The following is a 16,509-nucleotide window of genomic DNA, read 5'->3' as shown; positions in this document are numbered from 1 at the left end:
AGATAAGGACACCTTGTATCATTCTCAATGAAGCCCAGTTATAGAAACTCTAGACTGGGCTTTAAAATATTGGTGGCTCAACTCAAAATAGACAAAATGTTTATTTCAAACCGTAATTAATTTTCAAATTAGACTTTGTCAGAGGAAATCATTAGTAATTTTAGATATACGGAAAAGGAGACCTTTTTGATCTCCTTTTTATTGTAAAGAATTTTTCTTGTACAATTAATGTTTTTTATTTCATATACTTATCAAAGAATGCAATCATCTTTTCTGGATGTAATCCAAAATAGTTGTAAGCATCAAATCTTCGGTTTGTACCTTCAATCCAAAACAGTTCTTTTTCAGTTGAACCTATTAAATCGAATATGGCTTGTGCATCATTTGGATTGTCTGTCCAGGCATCATCTAAAACTTCCGACATAAAGTATGGGACTTTTACAGCGGGTGCAAATGGTTTTGGATCCATTTCGTAATGAGTAAAACCTCCTAATTTCAATTGTTCAAAAGCCATTAATTCCAAATACTGGCCAACGCCTGCATATCCTGCAAATTTTTTCATCATTGCCGTCATACACAAGGTCATTGGTCCAAAAAAACAGATAATATGATCAAACAATTCAGGATATCTGTACATTGCTTCATAGGCTGCATTTCCACCTGTACAGCGGTTGTACAATGCCACTTTCATCTTACTCAATTCAGGATGGCTATTTACATAATTTTGTGCGCCAACTACATCACGCCATTCATAACGTCCAATTCCGCATATATTGTTGTTTGCTGTTCCGCTATTGCCATGATTCCGTAAATCATAAGCTAAAATATTATATCCTGCATTGGATAAATGTTTCATCTCAATAACAAAATCAATTTCCAAGTCATCCACACTCGAAAACGGTTCGCCAAAATGCCCTGTAAATCCGGAACGGCTCATTGGCAGTGGATGATTCATAATGATAAGTTTGTCAGATTCACCTTTTATGGAAGGAATATACCAGCCTTCGAGAGGAACACCATCACTGGAAGGAAAATAAATATCCTCCCAAACATTCATTCCATGATCAGCAGGTGTCTTGTGAACCGGAGTTCTGAACGGTGGGCGGATAGCTCTTTCTCCCAAAAATTTAATGGCAGCATAATCTTGTTCAGATATACTTTTTTGCTGCTCAATTGCCTTTTCATAAACCTCTTTACCCAAGCGTCCTGCAAGGGTGTGATCTATTTGATAGTCTAAAGTTTTTTCAAATGCCATTATGTTAAATTTAATGAGTTAATGTTGCAAATTTCTTCAGATCACACCAAAAATGACGAAAACAAATAAAGGTTGTATGGATACAAATTACCGATTCAGAAAATTTCTTGCGAATTTGATTGGCTGTTTGTGGGATTTAATATGTATTACCATTAAAATTACTCTGGGCTCTCAATCTTTAACGGTATCAAATATTGATGAAAATAAATAAGGTTTTTTACACGCAATCATTTTTTTTGAAAACCTGAAGGTGACTTTCCTGTAACTTTTTTAAACAGGCGTGAAAAATAGTTAGGATATTCAAATCCCAATTGATAAGCAACCTCTGAAACAGTATGCTTATTGTTTTTTAAAAGGCTTTTTGAGGTATCTATTATTTGTAAGTGAATATGTTCTAAAACAGGCTTACCGGTGTGAAATTTTATTACATCGCTTAAATAATTCGGAGTAACATTTAGCCTTTTGGCAAAATAGGTGACAGTCGGTTGAGTGACACTTTCGTTATTATTGCTGTAATAAGTGTCTAAGAGCTTGAAGAAGTCGCTAATCAACCGGTTATTTTTTTCTTTTCTCACACCAAACTGTCGTTCATAAAATTTTGAAATATGGGCAAACATCAGATTGCAATAGGCTAATAACAGATTCATCGAAAAATTATTACTTTCATATTCTCGCAAAGCATCCTCAAATATCCTAGTTATGACCATTTCTTCGTCTTTCTCTAAATAAAGTGGCTCATGCAGTCCATAAGTGAGAAAAGAATATTCTAAATGCTGATAATTGGAGATAACATCCTCGGTAATTTGAATGTAATATCCTTTAAAAGGCTTTTCCACGTTCCACTGTATAGGTTGATTGGGACTTGAAAAAAACATAAGACTTTTGTCACCTTCACCATCCAATTCAAATTTAATTGAAATACGATAGAAATTAGGGCAGACAGGGGGAGTCGCTAAAATAAAGCGATCAGGATAAAAACCAATGTCTATCCAATTATGCTTTGGTAATTTAGCTTTAACATATTGATTAAATGATTTAATGTCATGAAATTTCTCTGTACGTTCGGACAGATTGGTCCAGATTATTTTATTTTTCATCTCATTGATATTTTGGGTTAGAATAAAGGTATTGTTTTTACAGAATAAAAGCATTCATGTGGCAGGATTTTGTATTTTTATAAAGAGATATTAAAATGGAAATACCATTCAGAAATTAGATTCAAATATTAAACTGCTTTTATAAAAGTTAAGAAAGCCTTATGCTATATTTGAGATTCTGATGTTTGCTGAACGTAATCAATATTATCATAGATGAAATTTTTACTGGACCTTTTATTTCGTGTTGTACAGCTTTTTACAGAACCTTACTTCTTAGTGTTTCTGGGGCTGATTATAATTGCTGTGCTAAAAAGGAAAAGTAGGTATAAAAAGTTAAGAGCCGGAATTGGTATATCAGTTGTTTTGCTTATCATTTTCATAGGAAATGGTTTTCTGGGTCAATTGACGTCCGGATATCTGCAGAAAAGTTACCTTAATACTGGTGCAGGTAAAAATAAGAATTCTCAGCATCCTTTTATTGTCGTATTGGGTGGTGGGGTTGTAGATTTTGACCGTACAGAAAAACTGCATATCATGTCCTATTCCAGATTGGTAAAGACTTATCAGCTGTATTATGCATACAGAGAAAATCATCAGTCCTGTAAAATATTGATTTCAGGAAAGGGAAGAGGCCGCACCAGTGAAGCGGAATTGTTCAGTGAAAACTTAAAGAAAATGGGGGTACCGGACACTGACATCATTAAGGAAGACAAAAGCATGAATACGTATGAAAATGCAAAATATTCCAGCAAGATTTTAAAGCAGATGGCTCCTTCCAGTGTAGATCTGGTAACTTCAGGCTTTCATATGAAAAGAGCGGTTTCCCTGTTTCAGATATTTGGATTAAATCCTGTTCCACAGCCTTCTGACTTTATCAATACTGAAATTACGGCATTTCCTAACAGTTATAATGCTGCATTTACTTTTGTCATGCTCAAAGAAGTGTTGGGAATATGGCAGGTACAGCTTTATAACAGTCTGGGTTTGAATGGGTAGGGTTTATTTAAAACCGTGAATTTGACGATGATATTGTAGGTTAGAAAAATTCAATTTATGATTACTATCAATTATTAGCTCGCCAGATAAAGCACCAATTAATTTTAATTTATCAGTAATAGAAAACACGCCTTTGTCAAACATGATATGATGGTTAGGGCAAAGGCAAATAAGATTATCGGGGTTATCATCTCCATTGTGAGGTTTGCCTAATGGTTTAATATGAGCACCTTCAGCATAATGACCTAATTTGGTTTGGATAGTAATCTGACAAACTTGGCATTTGAAATCATATAATTTCTTTATTTGCAATGCTATTTTTGTATCTCGTACGATTCTCAAAACTGTACTTGCTACTCTTTTTTTTGTTCTTTCGTAATAGTCTAATTCAATTTGCCGAAGATTTTTTTTGGTTTGATTATTACCAGAATATTCTAAACGAAATCTGCAAATTTTAAAACCACTTTTACCAGTTTCTTCCCAAGCATCAACAACGCTATAGAGTCCAGCATAAGTATAACCGGTTAGTGGTGAAAGCTCCGATTTATGTGTCGAGCCACGGATAACTCTTACAGGTAGTCCTTGGTCCATACTTATTAGAAGCCCTGCATTTCCTTTTTCCCAAGCCTGATTCTTTATTTGTTTTCCAGTATTACTATCATTACCACCTGCGCCCGTATAGATAATTTCTTCTCCAAGATCTAAATCATCTTCATAACCTCCAGAAAGTACAATAGCAGCGGTACCTTCTTTTGAGTTGCCATCAATTCCTGCTCCCCAATTCCTATGGAAGCTTGTTAGCATCATTTCTTTTCTATTATTAAAATGATATCCTTCTTCAATTCCTTCAATCTCGCCAAATACAATAGGTTTACTCACGGTTATTTTTTTGTTTAGCTACAAATTTATGATTTTAAGTAAAAAAAATAACCGAGAGTAACTTATTTTAGAATATTTTATATGTTAACACGCTGATTTCTATTATTTTTTCTTCAGCGAAATTAATGTCTGTAAAACAACAGATGCAATAATAAATCCCAACCCCAGATAAAAAGCAGGATTGACTTCCTTACTTTCACCAAAAAATAAAAAGGCCATAATAATGGCATATACCGGTTCCAGATTATAGGTGAGGTTAACAGTAAAGGCAGGAATTTTCTTCAAAACCTCTGCAAACATCACATATAAGCCTACCGTACAAAAAAGTGATAAAATGCCCAAATAAACCGTATTTTTTAAGTCAGGAACTATGCTATCTGACTGAAAAAAGAGGAGATATACGGGCAAAAATGCTCCCCAGCATACAGTACCGGCTATCATCTGATAATAGTTGATCACTTTAGTATCAAAATGGCTTACCAGGCGTTTGTTGTATAGGGTATACAGAGCTCCCAATGCTGATGAAAATATTCCAAGAAGGATCCCAAGCTGATAGGAGGTATCAAAATGAAATATTAGACTAATTCCCGCAATGGTCAGCATACTGAGCAGCAATTCTGAAAGCCTGAACTGCTCTTTATCAATAACAGGTTTGAATACGGCCGTGAAAAAACTCGTCAGGCAGTAGCAGACCACACCAATAGAGATGTTGGCATATTTTATACTGGCATAAAAAAGAAGCCAATGTAGCATAAGTAATAATCCGGGTTTAGCGATCTGAACTTTTTCCTTCAGGGAAATATCTGATGGAATTTTAAACAGTTTTAAAATAAAGAATAAAATGATAGAGGAGAAGAGAAGCCTATACCAGACCAGTAAGCCTTCATTAAGAGTGATCAGTTTTCCGAATACACCGGTAAATCCAGCCAATATCACGGCCAGATGCAATAATAAATATGATTTTTTCATTAGAGAATGAACTGTAAAAGTTGAATTAATATTTTATAAAACCAGAAGCATAAGAATACTGGCCGTTAATCAGTTAACGACAGAAGTATGCTTCAAATTAATTTGAAAATATTAAGGGGCCGGAGGAGGCAGACAGTTCGAGCGGTTCATATTGATTTATTGAGTTCCAAATATAGAGAAAAATAGGGTAAGGTTTACATAAAAAATACATTAAACTTATGTCCATCGGGGTCTGCAAACACAAAACCATAGTAATGCTCTCCAAAGCTTTCAGGTTCCGAAATAATTGTTCCACCGGCATTCTTTACTTCCTGAGCCCAATCATCTACCTGTGTTTTATTGTCGGCTGAAAGAGTGAAAATAATTTCATTGGAATCTTGAGGGTCTCCAAAATTCATGGTTTTTAAATTTCTTTCGATGATATTTTTTAAGAAAAAATGAATGACAAATTCATTTTCCCCGAAAAAGAAGCTTACCAATTCATTGGAGGTGTGCGGATTATTAGGCTTGAATCCAAGCTCCATATAAAACTTCTGTGTACGCTCAAGGTTGGCTACGGCCAGATTGGCCCAGATCATTTTAGGTTTCATATTATATATTTTGGTTAGATAAAGGTATTATGTTTGGATAGAATAAAAGCTGTCATTTGGCAAGAAAAAGAGATTCTGACAGAATATAATTGCTTCCCAGTCTCGAAAAATTTTTAAAACAGCTCAATGTTTTTTTTAGAAAACGATTGAAGAAGAAAATGGATTTCCTCTAAGGTTCTACGTGGATTAATTTAACATAATATAATGAAAAATGAACGGAAATATCATCTATAAAATCAATGCACTAGAAAAGCCGTAAATGCTGTTAAAAATTTTGCTGAAAACTGGGAGAAATATCAGGCAATCATCTTTATTACAAAGTGAAGGACTTGACGACCTCGTAGAGAAAACAGATTTATGACTCAAGAAGAGCTCTTGGAAATCGTTGAAGTGTATCTGGAAGGAAAAAGTAAAGAATAAGGGATTCTCAACGTTTAGTACTCTATTTCATTGCATTATAAAATATCCTATAATTTATATTATGTTAAATTGTATGTAGTGTTTATTTTGTTCATATTCATAAGGTATTTAAATTTAATAATCTATAAGTATTTGCTTTTCTTGCATTTGATCATTTGTTGTAGTAATCAACAATTTGAACCAATGCAAATTATAATACTTGTTTGTACTAGTTTTTATTTCTGCATATCAAGTCCAAGTTTCTTTCTAAATTCAAGAGTTAATCTGTAATGCTCTTCAATTGGAACTTCTTTTTTTGTTGCTTTATTTATATCCTTGCCTTGGGCAGTCCATAAATAAGGAAAAAAATTAAAGACTTGATCATTTTTGAGTTTTGCTACATCTATTTTCCAATTTGTCCACCTGTAATCTTTGTAAAAATCATCAAGATTATTGTTAAAGCAAAAGTTCAGAAATTCAGTATAAGTAAGGTCAAGGGGTTCATATTCTAAGCTATCCGGTGCTAAATAATAAACTTTTTCTAAGTCACTACCTAACTCACCTCCATTAAGGATAAAAAAACCACCAATCGCATCATCAGCAATTAAAAGATAAGGTGCAGGATGTCCAAAATCCTTAAACCCTTTTCCTTTGTTCCATTCCGGCAAGGACCTACTTAATTTATCACTACCCGAACCAAGAATTCTAATCCATCCATTATCAACTAAAAGTCCACCTGTCATGTAAACAACTGCACCCATTGGAGACCGTGTTGTAACTTGAATTTTATATAAAGCATCCTTTGCTTTGTTTGTGTCGACTGGCAATATTTCCACTTTGTTTTTAGCAGAATCTATCCATCCTTTTACAAGTGGCCAACCAGGGTCTGTATTGTTCACTAATTCAACAATAGAACGCATTTTCGTTTGTCCATAAGTTGTTAATGAGAATAAGGAGAATATGATAATTGCCAAAATTTTTGTCATGTTGGATCGCTATTTGAGATTTATTCAGTTCTATTTTACTTTCTCGGCTATTACATCGAACTTTTCCATCAATAGTAACTTATAAAGTTCTTGGACTTCGTTCCAATCTTTGGCTTGATATTGTGTTTGTTGTTCTTCAAAAATTACAAATAGTGATAAATCTTTATTTACTTCAATTACATTTTCATCATCGGTTATAACTGAAACCCAAAATGCTCCATGTTCGTCATCCATTAATTGAATGTCTGATATAGCTTGTACTATATCCTCTTCATCAATATTATCTTTTTGATAGCCACCCGCATATTGAATGTAATTTTCTGTCATATTATCGTTTTTTGAAATTATTTTAATAGTTCAATTTTATCATATTGTAAAGTAAAAATCTTTATATTCACAATAAGCAACTTCTCCGTTAGATTTCATCCGTTCCCAAACTTTTGTCCGAGCTTCTTCCCAGTTTTTATTTCCTTGTTCAGAAATAATCCGTTTCACAAATAAATTTTTACAATGTAAAATCATCGCTCTTGAAATTCCTTTTCCTAAATAATATTTTTTTGAATCTGAAAACAAATCAACGACTTTCAAATCAGTACCATTTTCCATTTCTCGGAGCATAAAACTAAACTTGTCAAGTTCTTCTTTCCCTTGCTCCCAAATTTCAAAAATTAATACATTACCATAGTGGGCTTCTAAATATTCTTGTTGAAAACTATATAAGAAAGTATAGTTTTTTTTATTTTTTGATGTGTAGAGAATGCTTGTCATTTAATGTTTATAATTACGTTTTTTGAGATTAAGTTTTATTTTATCTCTTCATCAATTATTTTATTAGCTTTATTTAGTGCTGAGTCTGATCTATTATCATGAACTTCTTTAAAATTGAAATTATGAGACACTTTAAAAATCTCATCCATAGTCTCAGAAAGAAAATTAAGAGAACTTTTTGAATTCATCATAAGTTTCAAAGTCAAGCGGATTTATGAATGGTTGAAATATAATCTTAATTTTGAACTTTTATTGCACATACTATAATATAGATGCTGTCTGACTTATTTCTAAATAATATTCCAATTTTCCTAAAGTCGAATAAAAAATAAGGATATTTTTTACCATCAATAATTTCTAAGTTTGGAATTTTCCTATTTACAATTTGAGCATCATTTTCTCCATAAGTGAAAATTTGGCCACCCCTTGCAAATTCATATAAATTCCAAGATATTACATCTGTACTTTCAAAATATGATGTTAGTCAATGTTGAGTTTTTCAAAGAGTATTCTATTTCTTTTTCTAGCATCATCTAATACTTTTTCAAATGGTAATACCTCAAAATATGCAGAGTAGTATTTACTTTTAACTTTAAAATAACCTTTACCATCAGGAGTTTTTTCGAACTCTCTGTTTTTTAAAACTTTTTCTAATGAAGGAGTAATATCACAAACAATATAAACATAGAAAGGAGTTTTGTCAGTTACTTCGATCGTTCTTCCATTTCGTCCTTTTACTTTCTTATCCAATAAACTATCAATGTATTTTTCAGTCTGTTCAATTGGATTTTTTTCTTCATTATAATCCTGATAATTATCCCTCATCGGCTTTTTAAACTCTACAATTGTGAAAGAGTTATGGGGGGCCATCTTTGAATCAGAAAATGCAAAAGCTTCGTTATAAATCAAGAGATCTGTTCTGTCTTTGCTATCCTGGGAAACTTCGTTAATACTATTGAAAGTTTTGTCTGATGCCAGAAATGAATGATACGTTAACCTTTCATCAATCAACCAAAGATTTTGTTTGTCTGGTGTGATTTCATCAGATGTTGTTCTTATTGGAAAGAAAATGTTATGTAATAAATCTTCATTTTCAAATTTACTTTCAGAGTTGACTCCAATCAAATTTTCAAGTAATTCTATTATAGTTCGTCTATGTACTACATATCTGGCTAAGTCAGATTTACCAATCTCATTAAATTCTGCTAAAAATTTTTCATATTTTTTAGCATATTCCTCATGATTTGTGATATCTTTTTTTTCATCCAGAAGCTTTATTCTTTCTTCCTTCACTTCTAATCTCCACTTTGCCTCAATTTTATATAATTCGATATCAAGTTTTTCTTTTGGCAGATCAGGAGCGAGTTTCATTACTTCAGATTTACGGTAGTTTAATGTGCTTCTATATTGCGGAAGTTCTTCAGTGATAGTAGGTCTATAATTTTCTACTTTTTGGGTTCTTATTGATTTCAAGAAATCAGATAAGATATCTTCAATGCAATTAACAGAATCTCTTCTCAGCCTTGATAAATTAATATACAATGACTCTTCTTCTGTTCCATCATCCACGCCAGGAAAATTAAAGCCGATTCGCTCTGTATCTACATACTCATCTAAAAGATCTCCTACAACGTAAGCCTGATAAAAAAATTTTTCACCATGCTCATCCTTTATAAAAGATCTGCCTAAATCTATTATTCTTGTATATAAGCCTTCATTAATAACACTTCTGTTATGAGCGCAGAAGTGTATTTTATGGCTTTGGAATTCAAGAGATTTAGTTAAGAACAAAGTGAAATGTTCACCATCTAAATTAAACTCTCTATTTTGGACATCACTTTTGAACTCTGCATTATAAAGGTTAAGCAAATTAAATTCAACATTATTTTGATTTCTTATTATTATCTTCGGAACTTGTTCTCTAATAAAGTATAATTGAAAATGGGCCACTATCTCTTTAGCAACAGAATGTAAATCAAAATCAAGATTTTTCTGATAATCTTCTTTATACGTTTTAAGCACTACTTTAGTTCCTGTAGAATCATCTATAGGCTTAGGTTCCTCGATATTATGAAAGCCTTTTTTAGTATTTCTAAAATCAAAAGAAATAGCTTTTAAACTATCACTTTCATCTCTGAATTGGCTATAAATATTAAGTTCAGTAAAAGCTTTCAGGCATACAAATCTTCCAACACCTTTACCTCCTATTTCTATTTTATGGTCTGTGTCAGCCTCGACAAATGATTTCAAATTGTCAGCATTTAATCCTATACCATTATCGATGATTTCAAAAGAATGAATTGGATATCTATCTATTTCCGGAAGGCTACTTAATACGTCATCGCCGCCATTCCTTATACATTTTATAATAATTTCTCCTTCTGTTTTCTTCAAAAGATCAGCTTTTTCTGCTTCTTCAATCGAATGAATAGAGTTACTTATTACTTCGAACAATGGCATTAAAGGTTTTGTACGAGGTAACCTCGTATTTCTTACTTTGTTAGCAATATTTGATGTTGCGGATAGTGTTTCCATTTTGGACTGTATAGATTAGGCAAATTACGTAATTTTTATATACTTATAATGATTTTTATATAGCTTATTTGCTTTTAAATAACCTCTCTCAGAGCTCTGATTATTGCATCAAAAAAAGTAGCGAATTAGTTAAATCCTAATCCGCCACTTTTGCAAACTGCTATTGGCAAATATTTTTTTCTATTTATTTAGTCTTTCTAATTCTGGTAATTCACTTTTATATTTTTCAACATCCCAAACTAAATCCCAATTTTTTACATAGTCAGAGATTGGACCTAGGCCAACTTCTGTTCTTCTTTTATCTACATGGTCTGGATCAATTAAAGGTAAAACATAGTAAGATTTATTGCTCTGATTGATTCCTATCTGACTTCCATATATCTGTTTTCTACCTTCCCGGATTTCTATTCTGTCGATTAACAAAGCTAAAGAACCTGGACTTGCATTGCCTTTTGTTACGGCTTCCTTCATCATAGGTAAATATTTTTTTTGTGTTTCCAGATCTGAATGTTGAATGACAAGAAATAAAGCACTGTTGGCTTGTGCGCCTACTTTGTCTTTACCAACCCAGCCTTTCTCATCTAATATTTTTTTTACTTTTATTAAGTTAAGCGAGTCTTTCTGCATTGTTATTTTCCAAAGATCTTTCATTTCTTTAGAATCCGGGCCGAATTTTTTTTGCGTATCATCCATTTGCATTCTGTATTTTTGGTCTTCCTCAAGAATTGCCAATAATTCAGCCTGCAGGGGTTTGTCATAATTGGCTTCTATTGCCGCTATTTTTTTTTCTAGCTTTTCAATAGTTTTCCCCCACTCTTTTTTTGAATGTAGATTATCCAAATCAGTATCAGAATTTAAGTGCTTTAGATTGGTCCAGCCTTTTTCTATTGACTGGTTCAGCCATTTAAAGGCTTTTTTCGTATTTCCTGCTAAAGCAGATGAGCAAGCGCCGTTATATAAGTGATTTGGATTTTCGCTTTCAATTTTAAAAGCTTTATCATATACATCAGCAGACATTTTATAATCTTTTGCTCTGTATAATTGATCAGCTTCACTTATTAATTTTGAATATTCCTGAGCATTGATGCTTGTGAATAAAAATAATAATAACAATGTATAAATATGGTTTCTCATTTTTTTCTGTATTTAATTCTTAAATTTTAGATGGTTATTATTCTACTAATATAAAATTTATTTTGATGATTGGATTGTTAAGAGATCACAAAAAAAAATTATGATAGGTATTCGGTGGGCTAACGAATTTTTTATTTTTAAATTAAATAATCATATTGAATAAATATTTGTAAGAATTTTCTTTATAAATAAAACGACCTCTTCAAGTTCTTTATGATTCTTTGAAGCAAAACCTAATCGAAAAGCATTCTCTACTTCATCTATTCGTTTGATTTGCAATTGTGAATGAGTTTTCAATGTATTAACGCTGTAGGGATGTTTTAGCTGTATCCAAACCGACAGACCACCGTCTGGTAAAGTAAAAGAGATATAAGGGCTCAGATGCTGTTGCAAAAGTATATTCAGATAATCTCTGCGTTGATGGTAAGACTTTTTGGCTTTCTTCAGATACCTTCCCAAATCACCACTTTTAATCAATTCTGCTAATGCATTCTGCATATATCCATCCCCTCCTACATCAATTGCTTTTCGTAAAAGAACAGCTTCCTGAATGAAATTTTTAGGAGCTACCATAAAACCAATACGAATGGAAGAACCCAATATTTTTGAAAATGAACCAATGTAAATGACATTCCCCTTATGAGCTCCACTTGCCAAAGGTAAATATGGTGAGGAGGAATAATGATAATCATAATCGTAATCATCCTCAATAATAGCAAACGAATATTGATTGGAAAGCTCCAACAGTTTCATTCTCCTTTCAACGCTCAAAGTGACTGTTGTAGGATAATGATGATGAGGAATGAGGTATACAGCGGTTATTTTTTTCTTTTTACACATTTTTTCGAGAGCATTAATGTCCAGTCCGTTTTCGTCTACAGGAACCTCTATTACAGATGCTTTTGTTTTCTCAAATGCACTATTCGCAATAGGATATCCTGGTTTTCCGGAAACAATAATGTCTCCATCCTGTAAAAGCAACTGAGCCGCCAGATAAATGCTCATTTGTGCGCCATGGGTAATCAATAGGTTATCAGCGGAAACATTGAGTCCTCTTGTTACAGATAAATATCTCGATAGCTCTTCTCTTAGTTTTAATGTACCTTGAGTTGTCCCAACAACTGCTTTTTTAATGCTAAAGCTTCTTGATGTATAGCTGCGGTAAATTTTCAACAGTTCATCTATAGGAGAAAGCCGAATATCGGGATGCCCATCATCAATGAAAATCTCAGGAAGAACAGTCAGTTCCTGTTGTGGCGGATCTTTTTTTGATAGATGAATCGGAAGATCAAAACTGTTTTCATAGGATCCAGCTGAATTTTGAGCGTTCCACTTTTGAGGTTGTAGAGTTGGAATACGCTCAGATACTCTGACCTGTTTCCGGGGAATAATCAGTATCCAATCCTGGGCATTGAGCTCTTCATATGCAGCAATTACCGTCTTACGGTGCACACCCAGTGTTTTTGCAAGTTCTCTGGTGCCGGGAAGAGCCATTCCAGCCTTTACATTACCGTTTCTTATCGCATTAATAATAGAGATGGCTATCTGTCTGTAAACAGGAAGCTTTTTTTCTTTATCAATACTGATGATGTGTTCAAATGGAAACATTCTGGACTACTTTATATGTTTAATCTGGTATACAAATGTAGTCCAAATTACCTATAATTTTGTCCTGTAAATCAAATAGTTTTTAATTAAAAGTATGATAGCTGTAATATTTGAAGTCGCTCCTGAAGAAGGAAAAAAAGATGAATATCTGGATATAGCGAGATCACTAAAGTCAGAACTGGAAGTGATTCCTGGATTTATTTCGATTGAACGGTTTCAAAGTCTCGTAGATCCCCAAAAAATCCTTTCCCTGTCCTTTTGGAAAGATGAAGATAGTATAAAAGAATGGCGCAACAGAACCACTCACAGGAAAGCACAACAGGAAGGACGGAATTCTGTGTTTGAAGATTACAGATTGCGTGTAGCTTCCGTGATACGGGATTATGGAATGTCTGAAAGAGAGGAAGCGCCTACAGATAGTATCTTTTAAAATAACAGTAAAAAATAAAAAATGATTACATATCAAATTGAAGAAAAAATTGGAATAGAAGAATTTACTCAGGTGCTGGTAAACTCTACATTAGGAGAAAGACGTCCGGTAAACGAACCGGAAAGAATAACAGAGATGTTGCAGCATGCCAACCTTATTGCAACAGCCCGGGATAATGGTAAATTGATTGGAATATCAAGATCACTAACCGATTTTGCATTTTGCACTTATCTTTCAGATTTGGCTGTTGATGAGAATTATCAAAAGAAAGGTATTGGAAAAGAATTAATCCGATTGACAAAAGAACACACCCCAAAAGCTACATTGATTTTATTGGCCGCAACAAAAGCTGTGGGCTACTACCCTAAAATCGGGATGAAACAGTGGGAACAGTGCTATATACTGAACAATGTGGAGGATTTGAAATAAAAATATCCCGGAAAATAAGAAGACATGTACTAAAACTACATGTCTTCTTTAAGTAAAATCACTTATTTATATTGTTTCCCGCTAAGCTATATATCTCTTACCTGTTAAATGGATATTCATTAACCCAATGAAAACCTCTTTTGTTTAACGGATAATCTTCTTTTTTCTTTCTTGTCGTTTTTATTTTTACAGATTCACTGCCCTTATTGCCCGAAAAAATGATTGTATCTTTTTGAACACGGTAATGCAGGTAAGCATATATGTTCTGTTCATCTGTTTTACGAAGTATAAGTGTTTTTTTTCCAGTATCTAAGAAACTTTGAAATGCTTTAATACTGTCATTATTAAGAATTATATTTGTCCGCCCCGGATAACTGATTAATATTTTTTTCCAGCCCATAGAGTCATTGCAGGGTATTTCCTGGTTATTGATAATATATTGATTAATAGTATAGGCACCCTCCATTGGGACAGCCGGAGGGGTATAGAACAATGCTGATGAAGAACTCGATATAAAAAAAGCCACTACAAGCCATTTGAATGCAGTAAGTGTAATTCTCTTCCATTTTTTGTCGGAGGTTCTTTTTTGAAAACGTAATTGCGATGGCTGATGCAATACAAAAAAACGATATAAAGCAATGGCATCCCCACTTACAATAAAGAAGCAAAATAAAACAATATGACTGGAAAATATTTTTACTGGTACATCATAAAAGAAATTCAACAGCGCTACATTGATCATGACCGTCATGGAAAAAAGTGCGCCAAAAGTTTTGGTTCTCCTGAAAAGAAGCAAAAGCCCACCTATAACTTCCAGTAATCCGGAAACAAATGTATAACCAGTGGAAGCTCCCATCATAGTCCATACCACCCCCATTGGCGACATATCTCCCACTCTTTCTTCCAGTCTGCCAATTGTATTGGCGGGGAACTGCCCGTCGTGCAGTTTGGCAAAACCATATGAAAGCATGATCATAGCTACATAATAGCGTGCGACTACCACCGTAAACCAATGCAAGTCTTTAAATGTCCGCTGTTTTTTATCTGCAAGAAGTATAACGAGTGCAGCCACTACCGCTAAGCCAATATTTACAAGCACTATCCAATAATCTAATGTTGTATCGCCGCTGCCAGTCATTGTAATATATTCTACCTGTGTTTGCTGAAAAACATTTTTACACAACCACAAGACTCCACTCTTATGTATTCCTGCTAAAGGCGAAAACTGAGAGGTAAAAATAAAAAGATACCCATAAGAAATAACAAACAAATGCAGGAAACTTAGTACAGCATTATGCTTTCTCTGATTAGGAAAAGTGATGGGTTTTGTATTCATATTAACAATATTTATTTAAGATAAGAAAGCTTGCATTAATCATATAAATTTTTAGATTGTTTTTGATATTTTGGGTGAAATTTAAAAGTACTATTTTACCTCAATTTTATGATAAGCAATCCATCGTTTGAGATTGCCCACCATTCTTTTTAAATGATCTTCATTCAGGAAAATATTGGTCCAATATTCAAATCTGTCGCACTGAACACTTATATAATAGTTCATAATAGCCAGACATGCGTAAGGTAAAAGCTTTTTTTCTTCATCATTAATTTTAGTGACAGTTTCATAGCCTCTTATGAAATGATCTGCTTTTGCTTCATACTCCTCTTCGTTCAGATGGGTTGTAAATAGCTGAAATAGAAAATAAGAAATATCAAAGCATAAATAACCATTACCACAAAAATCAAAGTCAAAAAAAGTGATTTCTTTTTCGTTATCAATATGTAAATTATCAAACCAGACATCAAGATGAACCGCTCCATATCTCATTTTCTGCAGGTCTGTATTTTCCATTTTTAGCGTTAAAAAATCGGAAAGACTTTCTAAAAATTGAATTTCGGTCGTGTTTTTACAATAGAAATTTTTTGTCCTTACAACAGGATTCTTAAGCAGGTTTTGAGCATTGTAAGACATTCTCATCAGTTCTACATGTTCTGTTGATTGATGAACTTTAGCTAGTGCCTGCCCAATTAGAAAGCTGGTTTCCGGTGAGAATTTTACTGTTTTTATACCCTTAGCATATGAAAATAAAACGCCGAATCTTGTTCCTTCCGGAGCTTCAATTTTCTGAATAAAATTGTTTGATTGATCTGCTATGGGAAAAGCAACTTGTCGGTCTGCTTCTTTCAGATGGTTGAGAAGTCTTAATTCTTCTTGAATTTCTAATTCGGTTCGCCAATCATGAGTATACACTCTAAAAACGTATTTGTTTTCGCCATCATGAACGATGTATAAATGGTTCATCGCAAGCCGGAAGATCCTGCATTCCACGTTGTCGGTTAGTCCATATTTTTCTTGAATAAGTTGACCAAGTCTATCAGGTGAAAGCGTGCTGTTTATTGTCGGAAATTTCTCTGTCATGTAATTCTCGTTCGT

The 16,509-nt window shown here is 33.3% G+C and carries 16 protein-coding genes; 3 read left to right on the top strand and 13 right to left on the bottom strand.

Annotated elements, in window-relative coordinates:
• Window positions 1–235: 235 nt before the first annotated feature.
• Together AC3FI7_RS04620 and AC3FI7_RS04615 are read right to left on the bottom strand one after the other, a co-directional pair.
• Complete coding sequence (locus AC3FI7_RS04620) at window positions 236–1,255, bottom strand: alpha/beta hydrolase family protein (protein WP_491461542.1); 1,020 nt, start codon at window positions 1,253–1,255, stop codon at window positions 236–238.
• A 227-nt stretch (window positions 1,256–1,482) separates the two neighbouring features.
• Window positions 1,483–2,352 carry a helix-turn-helix domain-containing protein gene (locus AC3FI7_RS04615; RefSeq protein WP_491461541.1) on the bottom strand — a complete coding sequence of 290 codons (870 nt, stop codon included), beginning with the start codon at window positions 2,350–2,352 and terminating at the stop codon, window positions 1,483–1,485.
• Window positions 2,353–2,565: 213 nt separating this feature from the next.
• Between AC3FI7_RS04615 and AC3FI7_RS04610 the strand changes: the two genes are divergently transcribed.
• Window positions 2,566–3,348: a YdcF family protein gene (locus AC3FI7_RS04610; RefSeq protein WP_491461540.1), complete on the top strand. Its 783-nt coding sequence runs from the start codon at window positions 2,566–2,568 to the stop codon at window positions 3,346–3,348.
• A 3-nt stretch (window positions 3,349–3,351) separates the two neighbouring features.
• Here the strand turns inward: AC3FI7_RS04610 and AC3FI7_RS04605 are convergent, their stop codons facing one another.
• The 9 genes from AC3FI7_RS04605 to pdxR form a co-directional block, all read right to left on the bottom strand.
• Window positions 3,352–4,227, bottom strand: a complete 876-nt coding sequence (locus AC3FI7_RS04605) for a YDG/SRA domain-containing protein (RefSeq protein WP_491461539.1) — start codon at window positions 4,225–4,227, stop codon at window positions 3,352–3,354.
• 102 nt (window positions 4,228–4,329) lie between these two features.
• Window positions 4,330–5,196: a DMT family transporter gene (locus tag AC3FI7_RS04600; RefSeq protein WP_491461538.1), complete on the bottom strand. Its 867-nt coding sequence runs from the start codon at window positions 5,194–5,196 to the stop codon at window positions 4,330–4,332.
• A 194-nt stretch (window positions 5,197–5,390) separates the two neighbouring features.
• Window positions 5,391–5,786 (bottom strand): VOC family protein, encoded by a 396-nt coding sequence (locus AC3FI7_RS04595; RefSeq protein WP_343658521.1) that lies wholly within the window; start codon window positions 5,784–5,786, stop codon window positions 5,391–5,393.
• Between the two features lie 635 nt (window positions 5,787–6,421).
• Window positions 6,422–7,171, bottom strand: coding sequence for a DUF2625 domain-containing protein (locus AC3FI7_RS04590; protein ID WP_491461537.1), 750 nt, complete (start codon window positions 7,169–7,171; stop codon window positions 6,422–6,424).
• Between the two features lie 30 nt (window positions 7,172–7,201).
• A complete protein-coding gene (locus AC3FI7_RS04585) occupies window positions 7,202–7,498 on the bottom strand; it encodes a hypothetical protein (RefSeq protein WP_491461536.1) in 297 nt (98 codons plus the stop codon).
• 39 nt (window positions 7,499–7,537) lie between these two features.
• The gene (locus AC3FI7_RS04580; RefSeq protein WP_491461535.1) at window positions 7,538–7,939 is read right to left on the bottom strand and encodes a hypothetical protein; all 402 of its coding nucleotides are present in this window, start codon (window positions 7,937–7,939) and stop codon (window positions 7,538–7,540) included.
• A 480-nt stretch (window positions 7,940–8,419) separates the two neighbouring features.
• A complete protein-coding gene (locus AC3FI7_RS04575; RefSeq protein WP_491461534.1) occupies window positions 8,420–10,474 on the bottom strand; it encodes an ATP-binding protein in 2,055 nt (684 codons plus the stop codon).
• Between the two features lie 180 nt (window positions 10,475–10,654).
• Window positions 10,655–11,608, bottom strand: a complete 954-nt coding sequence (locus AC3FI7_RS04570) for a DUF6624 domain-containing protein (RefSeq protein WP_491461533.1) — start codon at window positions 11,606–11,608, stop codon at window positions 10,655–10,657.
• Window positions 11,609–11,758: 150 nt separating this feature from the next.
• The gene (gene pdxR, locus AC3FI7_RS04565) at window positions 11,759–13,216 is read right to left on the bottom strand and encodes a MocR-like pyridoxine biosynthesis transcription factor PdxR (protein ID WP_343658519.1); all 1,458 of its coding nucleotides are present in this window, start codon (window positions 13,214–13,216) and stop codon (window positions 11,759–11,761) included.
• A 94-nt stretch (window positions 13,217–13,310) separates the two neighbouring features.
• Between pdxR and AC3FI7_RS04560 the strand changes: the two genes are divergently transcribed.
• Complete coding sequence (locus tag AC3FI7_RS04560; protein ID WP_491461532.1) at window positions 13,311–13,646, top strand: antibiotic biosynthesis monooxygenase family protein; 336 nt, start codon at window positions 13,311–13,313, stop codon at window positions 13,644–13,646.
• A 21-nt stretch (window positions 13,647–13,667) separates the two neighbouring features.
• Window positions 13,668–14,075, top strand: a complete 408-nt coding sequence (locus AC3FI7_RS04555) for a GNAT family N-acetyltransferase (protein WP_491461531.1) — start codon at window positions 13,668–13,670, stop codon at window positions 14,073–14,075.
• A gap of 97 nt (window positions 14,076–14,172) precedes the next feature.
• Here AC3FI7_RS04555 and AC3FI7_RS04550 read toward each other — a convergent pair whose 3' ends face one another.
• Window positions 14,173–15,411, bottom strand: coding sequence for a hypothetical protein (locus tag AC3FI7_RS04550; RefSeq protein WP_491461530.1), 1,239 nt, complete (start codon window positions 15,409–15,411; stop codon window positions 14,173–14,175).
• 90 nt (window positions 15,412–15,501) lie between these two features.
• Window positions 15,502–16,494, bottom strand: coding sequence for a phosphotransferase (locus AC3FI7_RS04545; RefSeq protein ID WP_491461529.1), 993 nt, complete (start codon window positions 16,492–16,494; stop codon window positions 15,502–15,504).
• Window positions 16,495–16,509 lie beyond the last annotated feature (15 nt).

The sequence above is a fragment of the Chryseobacterium sp. TQ-BC-N36 genome (genome assembly GCF_058382295.1).
Note: the sequence above shows the minus strand (reverse complement) of the source record. Positions and strands in the feature narration are given on the sequence as shown.

Excerpts from the sequence above, each read along its gene's own strand:
- AC3FI7_RS04620 (WP_491461542.1), bottom strand. The coding sequence starts at position 1,255 with ATGGCATTTGAAAAAACTTTAGACTATCAAATAGATCACACCCTTGCA.
- AC3FI7_RS04615 (WP_491461541.1), bottom strand. The coding sequence starts at position 2,352 with ATGAAAAATAAAATAATCTGGACCAATCTGTCCGAACGTACAGAGAAA.
- AC3FI7_RS04610 (WP_491461540.1), top strand. The coding sequence starts at position 2,566 with ATGAAATTTTTACTGGACCTTTTATTTCGTGTTGTACAGCTTTTTACA.
- AC3FI7_RS04600 (WP_491461538.1), bottom strand. The coding sequence starts at position 5,196 with ATGAAAAAATCATATTTATTATTGCATCTGGCCGTGATATTGGCTGGA.
- AC3FI7_RS04595 (WP_343658521.1), bottom strand. The coding sequence starts at position 5,786 with ATGAAACCTAAAATGATCTGGGCCAATCTGGCCGTAGCCAACCTTGAG.
- AC3FI7_RS04590 (WP_491461537.1), bottom strand. The coding sequence starts at position 7,171 with ATGACAAAAATTTTGGCAATTATCATATTCTCCTTATTCTCATTAACA.
- AC3FI7_RS04585 (WP_491461536.1), bottom strand. The coding sequence starts at position 7,498 with ATGACAGAAAATTACATTCAATATGCGGGTGGCTATCAAAAAGATAAT.
- AC3FI7_RS04580 (WP_491461535.1), bottom strand. The coding sequence starts at position 7,939 with ATGACAAGCATTCTCTACACATCAAAAAATAAAAAAAACTATACTTTC.
- AC3FI7_RS04575 (WP_491461534.1), bottom strand. The coding sequence starts at position 10,474 with ATGGAAACACTATCCGCAACATCAAATATTGCTAACAAAGTAAGAAAT.
- AC3FI7_RS04570 (WP_491461533.1), bottom strand. The coding sequence starts at position 11,608 with ATGAGAAACCATATTTATACATTGTTATTATTATTTTTATTCACAAGC.
- pdxR (WP_343658519.1), bottom strand. The coding sequence starts at position 13,216 with ATGTTTCCATTTGAACACATCATCAGTATTGATAAAGAAAAAAAGCTT.
- AC3FI7_RS04560 (WP_491461532.1), top strand. The coding sequence starts at position 13,311 with ATGATAGCTGTAATATTTGAAGTCGCTCCTGAAGAAGGAAAAAAAGAT.
- AC3FI7_RS04555 (WP_491461531.1), top strand. The coding sequence starts at position 13,668 with ATGATTACATATCAAATTGAAGAAAAAATTGGAATAGAAGAATTTACT.
- AC3FI7_RS04550 (WP_491461530.1), bottom strand. The coding sequence starts at position 15,411 with ATGAATACAAAACCCATCACTTTTCCTAATCAGAGAAAGCATAATGCT.
- AC3FI7_RS04545 (WP_491461529.1), bottom strand. The coding sequence starts at position 16,494 with ATGACAGAGAAATTTCCGACAATAAACAGCACGCTTTCACCTGATAGA.